Consider the following 17,440-nt stretch of genomic DNA (forward strand, 5'->3'; position numbering starts at 1 on the left):
GTGCGATGGCTCGGACCTACTCGGCCGGCGGGAGGCCCCCGCTGGTCGAGCCGTGTCGAAACCACCTGGCGACCAGACCGATTCAGAGCAGCCCGCTCCCACACAGATGAACGGCCGATCCGCGATGCGAATCGGCCGTTCGGCTTCCGGTCTGGGGGCTAGGGCGCGACGACGTCGTCGTCGTCCGTGGCACCGAAGCTGGTGAACGCGGTCTGCTTGGGCAGGCGGTAGGCCTCACGACCGAGGACGGTGTTGAGGATGCGCGCGTTGCGGACCGCACCGATGTCGAGGTTGGGGGCCGAGACGCCGTGGGCGTGCTCTTCGGCGTTGGCCACGAAGATGCGGTTGGTCAGTGCGGGCTCGGTCTCGATCTCGTGATTGGCGCCGATGACGAGCCGTCCGCGTGAATCACGGTGCAGGAACGACTCGACGGGGCCGAGGAAGTGAGCCTTGCGGGCCTGGTAACCGGTGCACGCGATGACCATGTCGGTGGTGTGCGCCAGCTGGGAACCGGTGTCGAGGTGGCGTCCGCGTACCTGCAGCTTGCCGTCGGCGAGGGTGTCCACACCGTCGACCTCGACGGAGATCCGCAGTTGCACCGGGTTCAGCTTGTCCTGCAGCTGACGGCGGTACAGCAGATCGTGGAGCCGGTCAAGGGTGTCGGTGGAGATGCCCTTGTGGAACTGCCAGTGCTGCGGGCGAACCCGGTCCCGTGCGGCCTCGGGCAGGCTGTGGAAGTAGTCCATGTACGCGGGCGTGGTCATCTCCAGCGACAGTTTGGTGAAGTCCAGCGGAGCGAACCAGGGGGTGCGGGTCCACCAGCGGACGGCGGGGCCGCCACGCAGGTTCGACTCGAGCAGGTCGACGACGATCTCGGCGCCCGACTGCCCGGAACCGATCACCGTGACGGTGTCGGCGGCGAGCGCCTTCTCCTGGTTGAACAGGTAGTCCGAGCTGTGGATCACCGACGGTGAGTCCGACGACAGTGCTTGCGGAACAAATGGTTCGGTGCCGATGCCGACCACGACGTGGCGGGCGAGCACCGTCGAGGTCGTCGTACCGACGCGGATGGTCACGCGGAAGGCGTCGGCCCCGGCGTCCCACACGACCTCCTCGACGGTGGTGGCGAATCGAAGCGAGTCGAGACGATTCACGCACCACAGCAGGTACGCCTCGTACTCGATGCGGGTCGGGAAGAAGTCCTCCCGAACCAGGAAGCGGTACATGCGGTCGATGTCGGCCATGTAGTTCAGGAACGACAGGGGGTGCGTCGGATCGACCAGCGTCACCAGGTCGGACAGGAAACTCACCTGGAGTGTCGCGTCGTCGAACATCAGGCCCGGATGCCACCGGAACTCCTCGCGCGAGTCGACGACCAGCACGTCGACGTCGTCGAGGGTGGAGGCGAGCGCGGCGAGTCCCAGATTGAAGGGGCCGCAACCGATCGCGAGTACGTCTACATTCTCAACAGGGCTCATTCGGGTACTCTCATCATCTCTTCGCGCAGCATTTCTTCGCGCTGGACTGTGTCGCCTTGGGTGGCGGTGCCTTCGGATTCCACCTCGAGAGCAACTCGCAGGAGTTCATCGAACAGTTCGTCGATGTCGCTCTCGGAGGTCTCCGGATTGAGCAGTGTCAGCTTCAGGCAGGTCTGGGGTTCGTCCTCGCCGGGCACGCGCACCTGTGTGCGCCCGATGAGTGCCTTGCCGTCGGTGATCAGGCGGCGTCGCAGCTCACCGTTGACCGCGTCGAGGTCGGCGCAACGGTAGCGGAACACGATGGTGGTCAGCGAGACCGGCGCGATCAGCTCGAGCTGGAGCTCGGTCGCGATGCGCTGCTCGGCGTAGACCGCGAGGTCGTTGCACTGCTCGAGCATCTCTCCGAGTGTGTTCCGGCCGTAGGCCAACAGCGTTGCGGCGACTTTCAGTACGTCGGGGCGGCGAGTCGTCTGCAGGGTCTGGCCGAGAAGGCCGTTGTAGCCGGCTTCGACGTCGTCGTCGGGATTGAGGTAGGCGACCGAACGGTTCAGCGAGACGAAGCGATTGGCGTCCGACAGCAGCATGACGCTCGCCGCGGCGGGCTGCCAGCCGACCTTGTGCAGGTCGAGGGTCACCGAATCGGCGCGATCGATGCCGGTCAGCAGGCCGGCCAGCCGGTCGGAGAACAGCGCACCGAATCCGTAGGCGGCGTCGACGTGCAGCCAGATCTCGTGACGTTCGGCGATGTCGGCGATCTCGGGCAGCGGGTCGACGGTGCCGAAGTCGGTGGTTCCGGCGGTGGCGACGATCGCCAGCGGGGTGGCCGCACCGGCGTCGCGTATCGCTGCCTCGAGGGCCTCGGGGATCATCCGGTGCTGTGAGTCGACGTCCACCGGGATGACCGCGGACTCGCCGAGTCCCAGTGCGGCGCATGCGCGGTGCACCGAGAAGTGGGCGACGCGCGAGCAGAACACCACCGGACGGCGCAGTGCGCCGACCCCGTCATGGCGGACGTCGATTCCCCTGCGAGCGGCGGTGTGATCGCGCGCGATCATGAGCGCCAGCAGATTCGAGATCGAACCACCGGGACTGAACACTCCGCCGGCGCGTTCACCGAACCCGGCCATGCGCGCGAGCGACTGGACGGTCCAGGTCTCGAGCGCGAGCGTCGCGGGCCCGGAATCGTAGGTGTCCAGCGAGGCGTTGGTCGCGCTGGCCAGCGCGTCTGCGGCGACCGCCACCGACAGCGGGGCAGGCTGCAGATGCGCAGCGGCCATGGGATGGGTGAGGTCGAGGCCGTACTCCGCGACCAGATGCGCCAGCCGGGTGAGGGCCTCGGATTCGCCGATGCCGGATTCGGGGACCCCGTGCGGGCCGAGCAACGCGGTGACCGCTGCGAGGACCGCGACGGGGTCGCCCGGGGGCAGGGGTGCGCCGTGGTGGTGCTCGGTGACCGCGGCCGCCGCCTCGGCGAGACTGCGACCGACATCGGCCCAGCCGCCTCCCGGCCGAGCGAATCGTGAAGCACCCCAAGTCGACTGGCGGTCTTCGATCACTGAGTTCCCCTCTGCTGCCTCTGATGCGGTGGGTCGGGATGAACGGCGGGTCATCCGACGGTGAGTTTCTGTGCGACGCGCTGCTCGACGGTTCCGATCAGCGCGGAGACGGTGTCGGTCAACGAGGCCGGGATCAGGTCGACGAGCGAGGTGAGCACGACGGTGGCGCGTGCGGCCACCTCGTCGGCGACGACGCCCGGCTGGTGATCGACCTCCACGTGCGTGGTGGTGTCGTCGGCCTCGAAGGCGATGGACAGGGGGTAGTTGGCGATCCCGTTGAACACCGACCGGCAGGTCACCGGGGCGTCGGCGGGTTGCGGGATGCCGCGCAGCGGCGCCGGACGCACCGACGCCATGATCTCCATGATCGGGAAGCGGCCACCCTGCTGCCGCAGTGCGGTCAGGATCGGCCCGAAGTCCGTGCCGGCGTGCTCCATCGCGCGGTAGATGACCGCACCGGCCTCACGCAGGTTCTGCTCGACCGTGGCCGACGGGTCGATCCCGAAGCGCATCGGAATGATGTTGCCGCAGTAGCCGATGTGCTGTGGCGACTGTGCTCGGTGCCGGTTGTCGGCGGGGACCACCAGGACGTGGTCGGCGGCTCCGGTCAGCGCGTACGTGGCCAGTGAGCAGACGCCGATCAGCAGAGCGTTCGGTGTCGCTCCGACGGTCTGGGCGACCCGGGTGAAGGCCGTGAGCGAGTCGTGCGCCACCGGGACGGCGGCCTTGATGCCCTCGCGGTCGTCCATCGGGGAGAGCCAGCTCTCCTCGGCGCTCTCGGTGGGCAGCTCTCCCGACAGCGGATGACGGACGTCGTCGGCTGCCCACGTCGTGAGTGCGTGGCGCACAGCGCGTTCGGCGGCATCGGCTGCCGTGGCGGTATCCGGGGTACCCGGCCGGGCGTCGGCACCGAGGTCGCCCGGCCACGACCCGGACACCAGGGTTCCCAACAGCAGCGGCCAGGACGTGTCGTCCACTGCGAGGTGATGGACGACGAGGATCATCGTCACGGCGCCGTCGACGCCGGAGACCCGCAGTCGCAGCGGGGTTTCGGTGAACAGGTCGAAGGCGGTGCGGGTCAGGCGGGTGGCGACGGTGTCGATGTCGACGTCGATGTCGGTGTCGATGTCTTCGGCGTGGGCGGGCTCCGGGCCATCGGTCGCGCCGCCGCCCCACGTCCACACCGAACCCGACGCATCCCAGGCGCCCGCGCGCTGCACGGGACGGCGACGCGGCACCCCGGAGTCGTCGACCTCGACGACCGAACGCAGCACGTCGAAGCGTTCGACGAGCAGCTCGGCCGCGGCGACCACCGAGCCGACGGTGCGGGTGCCGCCGAACTCGAGGACGAGACCGATGTTGTGGGACAACGATTGCGGGTCGAGCTCATAGATCTTCCACATCCGGCGTTCGGCGATGCCGAACTCCCCGAACGGCACACCCCCGGTTGCGGGCTCGGCGGTCGTGACCTGATCGGGAATTCCGGTGCCGGCGCGGGAGAGACGCTGCCGCAGCAGCGTGTATCGCGCTTCGGTCAACTCCGGCATGGGTCCCCCTCGAGTTGGCGGTCGGTGTGGTCGGCGGAAGCCTGCGCACGCAACGTGTCCCAGTCGCGTACGACGTCGATGAGCTCCCCCCGGGCCCACAGCGGGGCCTGGTCCTGGAAGTGGTCGGAACGTGGATCTCCGCAGGCGCCCAGAGGCACGACCCAGCGGCTCGCACCCGGGTCGGCGAGGTCCCACACGTAGCGCGCGGCCGCACCGGTGATGCACATGTGCGAGCCCACCGCGGCGGCGTTGGCGAAGACGCATTCGGCGTCACCCGCCAGCGGCAACGGCACCGGGCGCAGACCGGCGAACAGTTCCGGATGGTGCGGTGAGGCGCCGACCAGATCGAAGCCGTGGATCGGCGCGAGCACGTGCACGCTGCCCCACGTGGGAATGGTCCCGAGCGCCTCGATGCGCGCGTGGACCGCGGTCAGTGCCTCGACCGCCACGGCCTCGATGTCGATGCCGATGCTGTCGGTGTTGGCGACCACTGATGTCAGTGCCGTGGCCAGGCGGGGCTCGGGCACGAACCATGGCTGGAACACGGCCGGGAAGCCGTGCGGTCCGCGCAGCGGGGCCAGCACATCGGTGCGCGCGACGCCGAGGACGAGCTGGGTGCGGAACTCGGCGTACAGGTAGGCATCGGTGCTGTCGGCGGCCATCGTCGTGTCCCAGGCGACGAGGCGTCGACGGATCTCCTCGGCCTCGGCATTGGTGCCACGAATCCGCGAGAGCAGCTCCTGGACCACCTCGGCCTGCTCGAGGCGGATGTCGGCGTGGATGTCGGCGCAGTCCTGCGGACTCACCGAGTCGAGCCCGTCCAGGAGTTCGGTGATCCGGACCGAGCGGAACGGTTCCACACATTCGCTCGTCATCGGTTGCAGCGGTGGGACGTCGGACATCCGCTGGTTGGCCGTGACGGTGACGCCCGCACCGGGGGTGGTGGCGTCGAAGTCCGGGTCACCGAGCGAACCCGCCTCGTAGCCCTGCCACTGGTGCCGGGCCTCCCACCCGGGTACCGGGAGCCAGTAGTTCTCGGACGCGCGGACCGGGACCCGGCCGGCCACATGGGTTGCGACGCTGCCGTCGGCGTGGGCGATGACGGCGCGGTTCACCGGCTCGGTCCACGAGGACAACGCTGCTTCGACGTCGGCCATCGTCCGAGCGAACAGCAGGTCGAGCGGGGCGTCGAAGGTGACGTCCTCCGACAGCATCGGTGAACGCAGGCTCATCGCGAACGACTCGTCCGGACCGCCGAAGACGATCGCACCGTTGGGTGTGGTGATGACCTCCACCGCAACGGGTTCGGCGTTCCGGACGGTGATCTGTTCGGTGTGGACCGCGGCCTCGACGCGGCCGCCACCGGGCACTTCGACGACCAGGACGCCCGCGTCGTCCCGGGACAGCCGTTCGAGGTAGAGATCCTGGTAGTCGCCCATGGCGTTGGTGATGCCCCAGGCGATCTCGTCGCCCTGGCAGAAGTGGGGCACACCGGGGACACCGGCGAAGGCGAAACCCGCGACGTCGAAGGGCGCCATGTCGCCAGCCGGGTCCGATTCGGTCGCGGCCAGGTGGAACTGCTGGTAGATCCCCGGCAACTCGAGGAACCGATGGGGATCGCCTGCGACGATCGGGGAACCGGTGCTGCTGCGCGCAGCGCCCACTCCCCAGGCGTTGCTGCCCGACATCGGATCACCGAGGTCGACGGCGGGCGCCGGGTCTCGCGGCGCCGAGGGCTCGGTGAGCGCGAGAATCTCGTCGAGGAACGCCTGGTCCGGCATGGGCGGCATCGTCGGGTCGAGATCTCTGGTCTCGAAATCCCAGAACCGCAACGCATCCAGACCGAGCGTCCGGCACGCGTGCAGTCGGAACAACTTGGTGGTGAACCGGCCGAACAGCACGTGATGCATGATGAACACCGAGATCGGGGTCCAGGGCTGCCAGGCCTCCGGCCGGTGGTTCAGCGCGGCGAGTTCCGGTGCGTCCGAATCAGCCCCGCGGTCTCCGAAGTCTCCGAGGGTGCTGTTGACGCCGTCGACGTATGCGGTGATGAGGGCGCGCGTCCGGTCCGACGATGCCCCGAAGATCCTCTTCGCCACCGCGTCGAGTTGCGCGCGACGGGCGAAAGTGTCCCATTCGACGCAGGATTCGCCGAACACCTCGGCGGTACGCCCCTCGGCGCGCAGTCGCATGAACTCGATCTGCCACCGGCGATCCTGTGCGCACGCACGACCCTGTCCGTACAGTGCGCCGACCGGGGTGGCCGCGAGCACGTGGGGGATTCCGTGGGCGTCGCGGAGGATCTCCGACGCCGGGACGGTCCCCGTGGGGGTACCGGTCATCTCGGGGCCACCTGTTCGCGTTCGGCGATTGGGTTGGTCAGCCGGTGCCCGGCGTCGATCAGCGAGGCGTAGGAGTCCTCGATGTCGACCATCCGCTTGTTGTTGCGCAACTGCAGGCCGTTCATGTGCACCGCCCCGAACTCCGGTGCGAACAGGTCCCACTTGGCGAACTTGTCCTCGAGATCGGGGTGCGCGGTGACGAACTCGCGCAGGCTCTGCGCCACCAGCGACCAGAACTCGGCGTCGTCGACGAGACCTTGCGTGTGGAGCACCTCGGCGAGCGGCCGCAGGAAGTCGTCGAAAACATCCGAGAGCACACCGAGATTGCGGATCTCGTCGGGTTCGGTGGTGAGCACGCGCGCGCAGTTCGCCGGAAGTCCTTCGGGCTCACCGAACACCGACACCTCTTCGCCGATGTCCTTGAGGATGGCGCGGACCGGGATGCCGTCGTCGAGGATGAGGATGAGGTTCTCGCCGTGGGGGGAGAACTTCAGCTCGTACCGGTAGAGCAGATAGGTGATCGGGTGCAGGTAGGTCCGCAGGTAGCGCCGAACCCATTCCGACGCAGGGATTCCGGAGCGCTCGATGAAGGCACCCACCAGTGGTGCGCCGTGATGGTCGACGTGGAGCAACGCGGCCATCGTCGAGAGCTGTTCGTCGGCGGTGGCCAAGGTGACCGGGCTCTGACGCCAGAGCGCGGACAGGATCTTGCGGTACTCCGACCCCGGCTGCGTGATGGGGGTGAAAGTGGGGCTGCGGTAACCGATCGCGGCGACCTCGAAGATCATCTCGAACCCGATGGCGGTGAGGTACGGATCGTCGGCGACGAGTCCACGGACCCAGTTGTTGATCAGCGGCGTCGTGCGCATGTAGTCCGCCGACATTCCCCGGGTGAAGCCCATGTTCACGATCGACAGGGCGACCTTCACATAGTTGCGGGTCGGGGTCGAGGCGTTGAAGACGGTGCGGATCGACTGCTGGGCCTGGTACAGGTCCGGACTCTCACCGACCGCGACGATGCGCCGCTCGGCGATGTCGGCGGCGTACAGCTTCTGGACCTTCTCCACCCACTGCCACGGGTGCACCGGCAGGTAGCGGTAATCGGCCGGATCGCAACCCGACTCACGCAGAGTGGCATCGAAGTCGGCCAGCGTGTGTTCGCCGAGTTCCTCGACGAGCATGGCGTCGTAGTCGACGTCGCTGACCGTCGCGACATCGCAGTCCTCGCGGCGCGCGGCAACCCAGACGAGCCGGAAGCGGTTGCCCACCTCCGGGGCGTAGCGGTCGATGTCGTCGGCGCTGAAACCCAGACGTCCGGCGTTGGCGACGATGCACGGGTGACCCTCGGTCATCGTCTTCTCGATGGTCTGGAAGTCGGCGCGGGCGAGATCGGCTGCGGCGATGCGTCGTTCGTCGGGACGATCGGTGCTGATGGCGAGGGTGTTGATGAACTCCTCGAGGTAGTCCGGCAGGGCCTGCGGGGAGATTCCCAGCATCGGCGCCAGATCGATGACGAGTGTGATCGCGTCGACCGGGAGTTCGGCACCGTCGCGCACGCGACGCAACGACGACTCGTCGATCGCCCAGCTGTCCAGGGACAACCGGTCGGCGCGGAAGTGATATGCGGTGGAACCGTCGGCCGAGGTCACGACGTAGTTGCCGTCGCCGGTCTCGGTGGGATGCAAGGCCCGTTCGTGGGAGAACTCGGCGAGGATCTTCTTGGCGATCCTGGTGTGATAGGTCTGCCGGTGGTTCCCGGAGGCCGACGTGCCGGTCGGTTCGCCGGGCGAGCGCACCGCGAATTCCTGGATGGTCAACGGTCTTACGCCCCCAGATCCGTGACCTCGACGGCGCCGACGGACTGTCCGTTGTCGGTGACCTCGAGGAAGTCCGCGCGCGTGCAGTAGCTGAGGTGGGCGGTTTTGTTGCCGACCGGGTAGTCGCCGTCGACGCGGAAGCCGACGCTCGCGTTCAGCCGGTGTACTGCGGTGTTGCGGACATCGGGTTCGACGACCACGCGTGCGGCGCCGACCTCGAGAATCGCGGTCCGCATGATGTGCAGCATCACCGCGCCGGTGAAGCCGGGCAGTGACTGCTCGGAATGAGCGACCAGGAGGTGCATGCCGATGTCGCCCTCGGCCGGGACGTATCCGCTTGCGGGGTCGGCGAGTTCGCTCGTGGTGGGGTCGTAGAGTTCGAAGAGGAACTGCGGGACACCGTCGTGATACCCCAGGCGCATCCCGTACGGAGTTCCGGCGGTGGCCGCGGCGGTGTCGGCGATCATCTTCTCCACGTCGGCCACCGAGCTGTTGAGCATGTCCCAGTACTTGGCCTTGGGGTGGGTGAGCCACCCGTGGACCGTCGCGGCGTGCGACACGTCGTCGAGTTCGACCGAGCTCAGGTCGTAGGTGGGTGCGGAAGAAGTGGTCATGGTGCCTTCGCTGTGGTGATGTCTGCTGCCGTGGACGCCGGTGTCCGTTGCGTCTGATCGCGCGCGATCTCGGCGTCGACCTGTTCGTCGGTGAGTTGCATGATGTCGAGGAGCGTCTGGGCGACGTGTGTCGCGCGCGGACCGTCGAGTTCGACGAGCCGGTCGGCGAGACCGGCGACGGTCCGGTGGGTGAAGATGTCGGCCACCGACAGTCCCGGGGCGTCGAGCCACCGCCGTGTCAGTGCCACCACGCGGGTGGCCTGTACCGAGTCGCCGCCGAGCGAGATGAAATCGTCGGTGACGCCGATCGGCCGGGCCGAGATGACCTCGCCGAAGATCAGGACCAGCGCTTCCTCGACCGCATTGCGCGGTGCCACGGCGTCGGCCGCATCGTCTGAGGTGTCGACGAGTGCGGCGATCGCCTTGCGGTCGTACTTGCCGTTCGAGGTGAGCGGCAGGGCGTCCAGGACGGTGACGGAGCGCGGGACCATGTGCGGCGGAAGCGTGTGCGCCAGGGCGGAGCGGACAGCTGCTTCGTCGGTGACCGGATCGGCGGCCACCGAATCGGCGAGGACCACGGCCGCCCGCAGGTCACGTCCGTCCGACCAGGCCACGGCGGCAGCCACTTCCGGCAGGCCGAGCAGGCCGGCCTCGACCTCGCCGAGTTCGACGCGATAGCCCCGCACCTTGACCATGTGGTCGGCGCGACCGAGGAAGTCGAGGAATCCGCCGGGCAGGTAGCGGGCGAGATCGCCGGTGCGATACCACTTCTGGCCCTCGTGGACGACGAAGCGGTCGGCGGTGCGTTCGGGGTCGCCGCGGTAGCCGTCGGCCACCCCTGCACCGCCGATCCACAACTCGCCGGGCACGAGGTCGGGGCGGTCGCGACCGGTCTCGTCGACGACGCGGCAACGGACGCCGCGCAGCGGAATCCCGTAGGGCACGAACGCCATCCCGGCGGGTACGTCGGCGGATTCACAGATCGTGGAGTGGATCGCGGTCTCGGTGGTACCGCCGAGGCCCGCGACACGGCAGTCCGGGAGCTGGGCGTGGACTCGATCGAGCAGCGAGACGTCGACCTTGTCGCCACCCATGATGACCATGCGCAACGACGAGGGCAGCGGGGCGATGTCGAGGATCATGCCCAGGATCGACGGTACGCAGTTCAGCGCGGTCACCGAGTGTTCGGTGAGCAGGCGTGCCCAGTCGTCGACCTTGGTCTGCTCGTCGTCACCGGGCACCACGACGGCACCGCCGACGGCGAGCAGTCCGAAGATGTCGAAGACGGACAGATCGAACTCCAGCGACGACACCTGCAGGCTGCGATCATCGGCGCCCAGGTCGTAACGGTCGACCAGGTCGGTGATGGTCGCGACCGCGGCGCGGTGCGGCACCTGCACGCCCTTCGGCAGACCGGTGGACCCGGAGGTGAACAGCACGTAGGCGAGCGCGTCACCGGTGACCTCGACGGGGTCGGCGGGTGCCGCGCCGCGCGCGGCCGTGATGTCGAGAACGTTTGCCTCGCAGCCGATCCAGGACGAGGTGTCGCGGGTGAGGACGGCGGCGGGCGTCGCGACGGTGACGATCCGCTCGCGTCGGGCAGCGGGTTGCGTCGGTGCGATGGGAACGTATGCGGCGCCGACGGCCAGGGCACCGAGTGCAGCGACGACCTGATCGCCGCCCTTGGGGAGATGGGTGATCACGGTGTCGCCGGCGCGGACCCCGGATGCGGTGAGGGCGCCGGCCACCCTGCGCGCCTCGTCGGCGAGCTCGGCGTGGGTCCAGGTGCGGTCGTCGGTGATGACGGCGGGCGCGTCGGCGCGCTCGGCGGCGCGTGCGAACACCGTGCCGTGCAGGGTTCCGTCGAAGGTGTCGGTCTCGGGTAGTGCGGACTCCACCGAAAGGCGTTGCGCGCGAACCTCAGCGGGAAGCGGGTCGGGCGCCGGCACATCCCACTCGCCGTCGACGAGCAGTCCGAGGAGCAGCACGTAATAGTCGAACATCGCACGCGCGGTGTTCAGTTCGAGATCGGAGGCGCGCACGTCCCAGTTGAGGAGCAGACCGCCGGCCACCTCGGTGACCTGGGCGTCGAGCAGTACCTGGGGGCCCTGGGAGACGATCCACGACGGGTCGCCGAGGACATCGGTGGCCTGCTGCGAGAACAGGTCGCCGAGGCCGAGGGCGCTGGTGAACACGATCGGTGAGACGACCGGTTCGCCACGGTCACGGCTGAGTTCGCGCAACACATCGAGGCCGCTCATCGAACCGTGGGCGGCGGCCTCGTGCATCGACGTCCGCATCTGACGGGCGCGTTCGGCGAGGGTGGCGCGCTCGCCGAGATCGACGCCGATGAGGATCGAGGAGGTGAAGTCGCCGACCACCTGCTCGACGTCGGGGTGGATCTGCGGCCGATCGAACAACGGGACGGTCAGCAGGAAGCGTGGACTCGCGGAATGGGTGCCGACGGCTTCGGCGAAGACGGCGGCCACCGCGGCCGCGGGCGTTACCCCGCGACGATGTGCGTGCTCTTCGAGACGCTTCCAGTCCGACGCGGAGACCGAATGGTGTAGCCGCACACTGTGCGGCTCGGCCTCGCCGCGCGTGGCACGCTCGTCGAGGGGCAGTTCGGGGGCACCGGGCAGATGCGGGATGCGTTCGCGCCACCAGGCGAGGTCGGCGTCGCTGATCTCCCGGCCGGTGCGGTCGGCAGTGATCGTGGCGAACGTGACCCCCAGCTCGGGGAGGCGCTCGCCGCGGTAGAGGCGGGCGAAGTCGTCGACGAGCACCCGGTAGCTCATGGCATCGGCCGCGATCATGTCGACGTCGAGGTGGACACGCGTGCACCCGTCGGGGAGGAGGCTGAGCTCGGCCCGGATGACGGCGCCCTCGTCGACCGGCAGGGTGCGATGCGTCCCGTGTGCGCGCTTCTCGGCCAGGATCTGCTCCACCATCTCCGGGGACTGCGACCGGAGGTCGTGTACCGCAATGGCTTCCGGGTGTGCGGGCCCGACCTGCTGGGTGCCGTCGGGCAGTACTCGCACGCGGAGCATCGGGTGGCGTTCCAGCAGTGCGGTCATCGCCGAGGAGAATCGGCCGGGATCGATGTCGCGGCCGTCGAACTCGATGTAGAGGTGGGCGGCGACATTGCCGAAGGCGTGGCTGTTCGACCGGCCGATCCAGTACGCGTGCTGCATCGGTGCCAGCGGGAAAGGTGCTGCGGGATCGGCTGTTTCAGACGTGGCGGGTACTTCGGCTGGGGGAGTCGATGCGCCGCCGCCGAGCAGCGTCGCCCAGTCGGTGACGCTCGGCGCTGCGGCGAGACGCGCGAAGTCGATGTCGATGCCCCGTTTGCGCCAGGTGCCGGCCAGTCGCATCATGCGCAGCGAGTCGAGCCCCTGGGCGATGAGGTCCTGGTGCGGGTCGATCGACTCCGGCGAGAGGCCGAGGGCCGCGGCGACCTCCGCCCGGATGTCGTCGGCATGGACACCGGTGCTCTGGGTGCTGCCGCTGCGCTGCGCGGCACCGGTGTGCGCCTCGCTGCTCGGGTTCTCGGCGACGCCGTTCTCTGCGGATGACGTTCCGATCAGGGAGGCCCAGGCGTTGATCGTCGGGTTGGCGGCGAGACGTGCGAAGTCGATGTCGATGCCCCGTTTGCGCCAGGTGCCGGCCAGTCGCATCATGCGCAGTGAGTCGAGTCCCTGGGTGATGAGGTCCTGGTCGGGGTCGATCGACTCCGGCGACAGGCCGAGGGCCGCGGCGACCTCGGCGCGGATGTGCGCCGGGGTGTCGAGGTCCGTGGTCTGGGAATTCATGGCCATCAGCCAGGGCGCCTCTCGCAGATCGGGGTCGTGGTTACTCAGGCCTGGGGAACCCGCATTTAGGGTAGGTTATACTAACTAGTCGCTCCGCCCAATATCGTGGGCCCACATCCCCCGAGCCCTCGGGACCGTTGCGAGTTAGGCTAGCCTAAGTCAGCGCTTGTGGTTCCGTCGAATGACGTGAATCACGGACCAGCCGGCTCGAACGGCGAGGCTTGTGTCCGGTGAATATTAGGCTACCCTACCCAAATGGCGCGAACGGTTTTCGTTCGCCGAGACCAACTTGTCGGTGACACTCCGAACGTGTTCGGTAGCGCACCAAGACCCGCAGGCCGACGCCACCACCATGGCGAGGACGGAACGAGAATGCCGCAGAACAGCGTGATCCTGGAAGAGTCGGGCTCCACCAATGCCCTGGCGGCGATGGTGCGCGAGGCCATGCTCGCGGGGGACACCAGTCTTTCCGTGCTTGACTCGGACACCGGGGAATGGGTGACGGCCCCATGGCGTGAGGTGCACCTGCGCGCCGAGCAGGTCGCGGTCCAGCTTCTCGCCGACAGCGAGCGCCACGAGCCGTTGGCACTCGGTTTGATCGGCGACCCCACCGTGGACCTGATCGCCTCGATCCAGGGCGCATGGCTCGCCGGCGTACCCGTCAGCATCCTGCCCGGACCGATCCGCGGCGCCGACGAGGAGCGCTGGGCGCAGAACACCTACACCCGTTTCGTGTCCATCGGCGTCGGAACCGTGCTCGGCAGCGGGTCGCAACTGGATCTGTTGACGAAGGTCGACGGGCAGCTGAAGATCGCGCGGGCCGGCGAATACGGTCTCTCGGCCGACACCGCAGGCTTTGTGGCGCGAAATGTCAACGGCAACACCGTCGCCGTCCTGCAGGGGACCGCGGGGTCGACCGGTGAACCGAAGACCGCTGTGCTCCCCGCGTCCGCGGTGTATTCCAACGCCATCGAGCTCGTCAGTCGCCTCGGCCTCCACCGCACCCGCGACACCGGTTTCAGTTGGCTGCCGCTCTACCACGACATGGGGCTCATGTTCCTGCTCGCAGGTATGACGACGGGAATCTCGACCTACATCGTACCGAACACGGCTTTCGCGGCCGCGCCGTTCAAGTGGATGCAATGGCTCACCGAGACCGAGACGACGGTGACCGCGGCACCCAACTTCGCCTACGACATTCTCGGTCGTTACGGAAAGTTGTTGCGCGACATCGATCTGTCCCGCCTGCGAGTGGCGATCAGCGGTGGTGAGCCCATCGACGCCGATGCGTTCGACAAATTCCTCGAGGCCACGGCGCCGTTCGGATTCGACCCGTCGGCCGCCGCGCCCGCCTACGGCATGGCCGAATCCGCCTGCGCGGTCACGATGCCGGCCGTCGGTGAGGGTGCGCACTACGACGAGGTCACCCTCACCCCGCCCGGCGGTGGCGAGCCCATCCGGCGCCGCTATGCGATTCTGGGGAAGCCGTTGGGGGGCATGCAGATCCGGATCGTCGAGCCGAACGTCGACGTCCCGGTCATCGACGGCCGCGCCGTCGGGCACGTGGAAATTCGCGGGGCGTCGATGATGCGCGGCTACCTCGGCGACACCGATCTCGCACCGGGCGAATGGTTCTCGACAGGAGATCTCGGTTACCTGGTCGATGACCGGCTGGTCATCTGTGGGCGTGCCAAGGAAGTCATCATCGTCGCCGGACGCAACCTGTTCCCGATCGAGATCGAGCGAGCTGCCGCCGAGGTCGCGGGCGTCCGACGCGGCGGCGTCGTCGCGATGGCGCGCGGTGAGGGATCGGCGCGTCCCGGGTTGGTGATCCTCGCCGAGTACAAGGGTGCGGACCAGGACAAGGCCCGCGCCGAGGTCATCTCGGAGGTCGCGTCGGCGTGCGGGATCATGCCCGCCGAGGTGATCTTCGTGGCGCCCGACTCGGTCCCCCGCACCACGTCCGGCAAGATCCGCCGCCTCGAGACCCGCCAGATGGTCGAGAACGGCGAGTTCAAGTAGGAGCGGTCGGCACGTTCGAGCCCGGTAGAGGAGGCACCGCAGATGAATCCGGTCTCGACCAAGGGGCGCGGCTGGCAGGGCGCGGTCATGAAACTGATGGGCGCCGACGACTACTCCTTCACCGTGGCCGCCACCGAGCCGGTGACCGATCACTATGTGCGGCTGTGGTTCACCGGTGGGGGACTGCTCACCGCGGTCGCGCCGCATCCGACGATGTGGGTGCGGCTCTGGTTCGCCGACGCCGGCAAGCTGCACCAACGCGGCTACACACTCGTCGATCCCGACCCGGCGACCGACACGTTCGCCGTCGAGTTCGCGATCCACGACGGCACGGCCGCGCGGTGGGCGCAGCAGGCGCAACCCGGCGACACCATCGCCGCCACACTGATGGGCTCGAAGTTCGCGATACCCGAACCCGCACCGGTGGGTTGGCTGATCGCAGGAGACACTGCCTCGCTCCCGGCCGTCAACTCGTTGCTCGACGCCATCGGCGAGACATCGGATGCCGGCGCCACCATCTGGTTCGAGTATCAGCACGAGAGCGACAAGACCCTTCCGCTGCGCGCACGCGAACAGGACACCGTTCACTGGATCTCACGAGAACGTGACGGCGCGGCCCTCGTCGACGCGGTTCGTTCCGCGGCCTTCGACGCACATGGGCACTTCGGTTGGGTCGCATTGGATTCGGTGTCCACCCGGGCGGTGTGCGGAGTATTCAAAACTGACTACGGGTTGCCCAAGAAGTCGCTGAAATCGCAGGCCTACTGGATAGTCGGCAAGTCCTTCGCCTGATCGAGGCCACTTCGGTGACCCGGCCCCAGGCCCGCGAACCTCACGCTGTGGAGTTGTCAATGATCGTGCGCGGTCCCGGTTTCGGGGCCGCTTGTTGCGGCAGTATGGTCCGGTATGCGGTTCAAATTGCCGCAAGAGTGGTGGTTTGTCAGGCGGCGTCGTCGAGTCGCATGGTGCGGCGGTTGTAGGCGGGCAGTGGTCGGCGTTGTGGGTCGATGTCGACCGGTGGGATGAGCCACGGATGCCGGTCGAATCCGAGGACGACGTCCCAGCCGTTGTGGTGGACCTGGGTGTGGCAGCGCTGACAGAGCAGACATCCGTTATCGAGGGACGTGTCCCCGTCGTCGGCCCAATGTCGCAGATGGTGTACCTGGGTATGTGACGGTGGGGCACCGCATTTGATGCAGCATCGGTCCCGGATGACGACAGCCTTGCGCAGGTGAGGCGGGAAGATCCGTTTCTCATGCCCCATCTGCAGTGGCACGGTGTCGGCGTCGATGATGACTTCGGTCAGCGTTCCGTCACAGGAGAGTGAGCGGGCGGTGGCGTCGGTGATGGTCCCGGTCCACGGCAACGCACCCAGGTCGGTTGCCTCGGCAGGAATGGTCAGGATCAGTTGGGTGCGTGGTGCTCCGGCGGTGTCGATGGTGGCACCGAGTACGGCGTGGTCGAGGATCAGTTCGAAAGCGTCGGCGCGTCGTTGTTCGGGTGAGCGGCGATCCTCGGCGCCGTCGGGTTCGGGGCGAGGAATCGAACGTTCGTCGATCATGGCGATGAACTTCTCCCCGATGACCTGGGTGAGGTCAGCGGCAATCTCCACGCGGCCGTCGTCGGTGAGGGTATGAGAGACGCTGTTGAGTGCGCGGTCCTCGGCGGCAGGAATCCCGCCGTCGGCGTCGGCGACAATGTTGCCGAGTGTGTGTGCTCGCGCCAGCACTTCGGCGGGCGTGGCCCCAGACAGCGCCTGGGTGAGCAGTTCGGTCTCGAAAGCCGACACCTCGTCGTCGGAGCGCTCTGTAGGGGAACGTTTCTCGATGTGCGTCATGCCGCGTACAACGGCGTCGACGATCTCGGCAGACAGGCGGCCATCGGCGGCGTGACCGGCAACCTTCGGCAACCGGCCCAGCCCGTCGACGATACGCACGATGCGTGCAGCGACCGCGGGTGCGAATCCCATCTCGATCAACAGTTTCGGCAGTGTCGAGTGGCTGCGTTCGGCAACGCGCAATCGTGCGAGTTCGGCTGCGCGCACCACGATCTGGTGCTCGAGCGCGTTGCGCATCAGGCGCAGGATGTCGAGTTCGGTGAACGTCGCGCGACCGGTGAAGTCGTCCGCGGGCAATTCCAACTCGATGAGCGAGTCGAGAAGATGGCTGAGATCGGGCATGACTCCAAGGTAATCGAAACATCTCGGCGATCACCACACCTATCCACAGGGAATCCGTTGCGCCACAGCAGGT

10 protein-coding genes are annotated in these 17,440 nt (G+C 67.8%); 2 read left to right on the forward strand and 8 right to left on the reverse strand.

All coding sequences use genetic code 11. The features are described from left to right. Positions 1–158: 158 nt before the first annotated feature. The 7 genes from H1R19_RS02620 to H1R19_RS02650 are packed head-to-tail and all read right to left on the reverse strand — an operon-like array spanning position 159 to position 13,172. Positions 159–1,478: a lysine N(6)-hydroxylase/L-ornithine N(5)-oxygenase family protein gene (locus H1R19_RS02620; protein ID WP_188331099.1), complete on the reverse strand. Its 1,320-nt coding sequence runs from the start codon at positions 1,476–1,478 to the stop codon at positions 159–161. Further along, positions 1,475–3,088: a pyridoxal phosphate-dependent decarboxylase family protein gene (locus H1R19_RS02625; RefSeq protein WP_372632549.1), complete on the reverse strand. Its 1,614-nt coding sequence runs from the start codon at positions 3,086–3,088 to the stop codon at positions 1,475–1,477. Before H1R19_RS02625 ends, H1R19_RS02620 begins: the two co-directional genes overlap by 4 nt. Then, positions 3,085–4,581, reverse strand: coding sequence for a condensation domain-containing protein (locus H1R19_RS02630; protein WP_219850499.1), 1,497 nt, complete (start codon positions 4,579–4,581; stop codon positions 3,085–3,087). The genes H1R19_RS02625 and H1R19_RS02630 overlap by 4 nt, the downstream gene beginning before the upstream one ends. Continuing rightward, the gene (locus H1R19_RS02635; RefSeq protein WP_219850500.1) at positions 4,569–6,923 is read right to left on the reverse strand and encodes a penicillin acylase family protein; all 2,355 of its coding nucleotides are present in this window, start codon (positions 6,921–6,923) and stop codon (positions 4,569–4,571) included. The genes H1R19_RS02630 and H1R19_RS02635 overlap by 13 nt, the downstream gene beginning before the upstream one ends. Continuing rightward, the gene (locus tag H1R19_RS02640) at positions 6,920–8,719 is read right to left on the reverse strand and encodes an IucA/IucC family protein (RefSeq protein WP_372632587.1); all 1,800 of its coding nucleotides are present in this window, start codon (positions 8,717–8,719) and stop codon (positions 6,920–6,922) included. Before H1R19_RS02640 ends, H1R19_RS02635 begins: the two co-directional genes overlap by 4 nt. A 26-nt stretch (positions 8,720–8,745) precedes the next feature. After that, positions 8,746–9,354, reverse strand: coding sequence for a GNAT family N-acetyltransferase (locus H1R19_RS02645; protein WP_188331104.1), 609 nt, complete (start codon positions 9,352–9,354; stop codon positions 8,746–8,748). Beyond that, positions 9,351–13,172, reverse strand: coding sequence for a non-ribosomal peptide synthetase (locus tag H1R19_RS02650; RefSeq protein ID WP_219850502.1), 3,822 nt, complete (start codon positions 13,170–13,172; stop codon positions 9,351–9,353). Before H1R19_RS02650 ends, H1R19_RS02645 begins: the two co-directional genes overlap by 4 nt. A gap of 366 nt (positions 13,173–13,538) precedes the next feature. On the opposite strand from H1R19_RS02650, the gene mbtM reads away from it, so the two are divergent. Next, entirely contained in the window at positions 13,539–15,188 is a 1,650-nt protein-coding gene (mbtM, locus tag H1R19_RS02655) for a long-chain-fatty acid--ACP ligase MbtM (protein WP_219850503.1), read from the forward strand. Positions 15,189–15,230: 42 nt separating this feature from the next. Continuing rightward, the gene (locus H1R19_RS02660; RefSeq protein ID WP_188331107.1) at positions 15,231–15,980 is read left to right on the forward strand and encodes a siderophore-interacting protein; all 750 of its coding nucleotides are present in this window, start codon (positions 15,231–15,233) and stop codon (positions 15,978–15,980) included. Between the two features lie 148 nt (positions 15,981–16,128). On the opposite strand, the gene H1R19_RS02665 is transcribed toward H1R19_RS02660, so the two are convergent. Continuing rightward, entirely contained in the window at positions 16,129–17,367 is a 1,239-nt protein-coding gene (locus H1R19_RS02665; protein WP_219850504.1) for an HNH endonuclease, read from the reverse strand. Positions 17,368–17,440: the final 73 nt, after the last annotated feature.

It is taken from the genome of Gordonia jinghuaiqii, from assembly GCF_014041935.1.
In the GTDB taxonomy this organism is placed as follows: domain Bacteria; phylum Actinomycetota; class Actinomycetes; order Mycobacteriales; family Mycobacteriaceae; genus Gordonia; species Gordonia jinghuaiqii.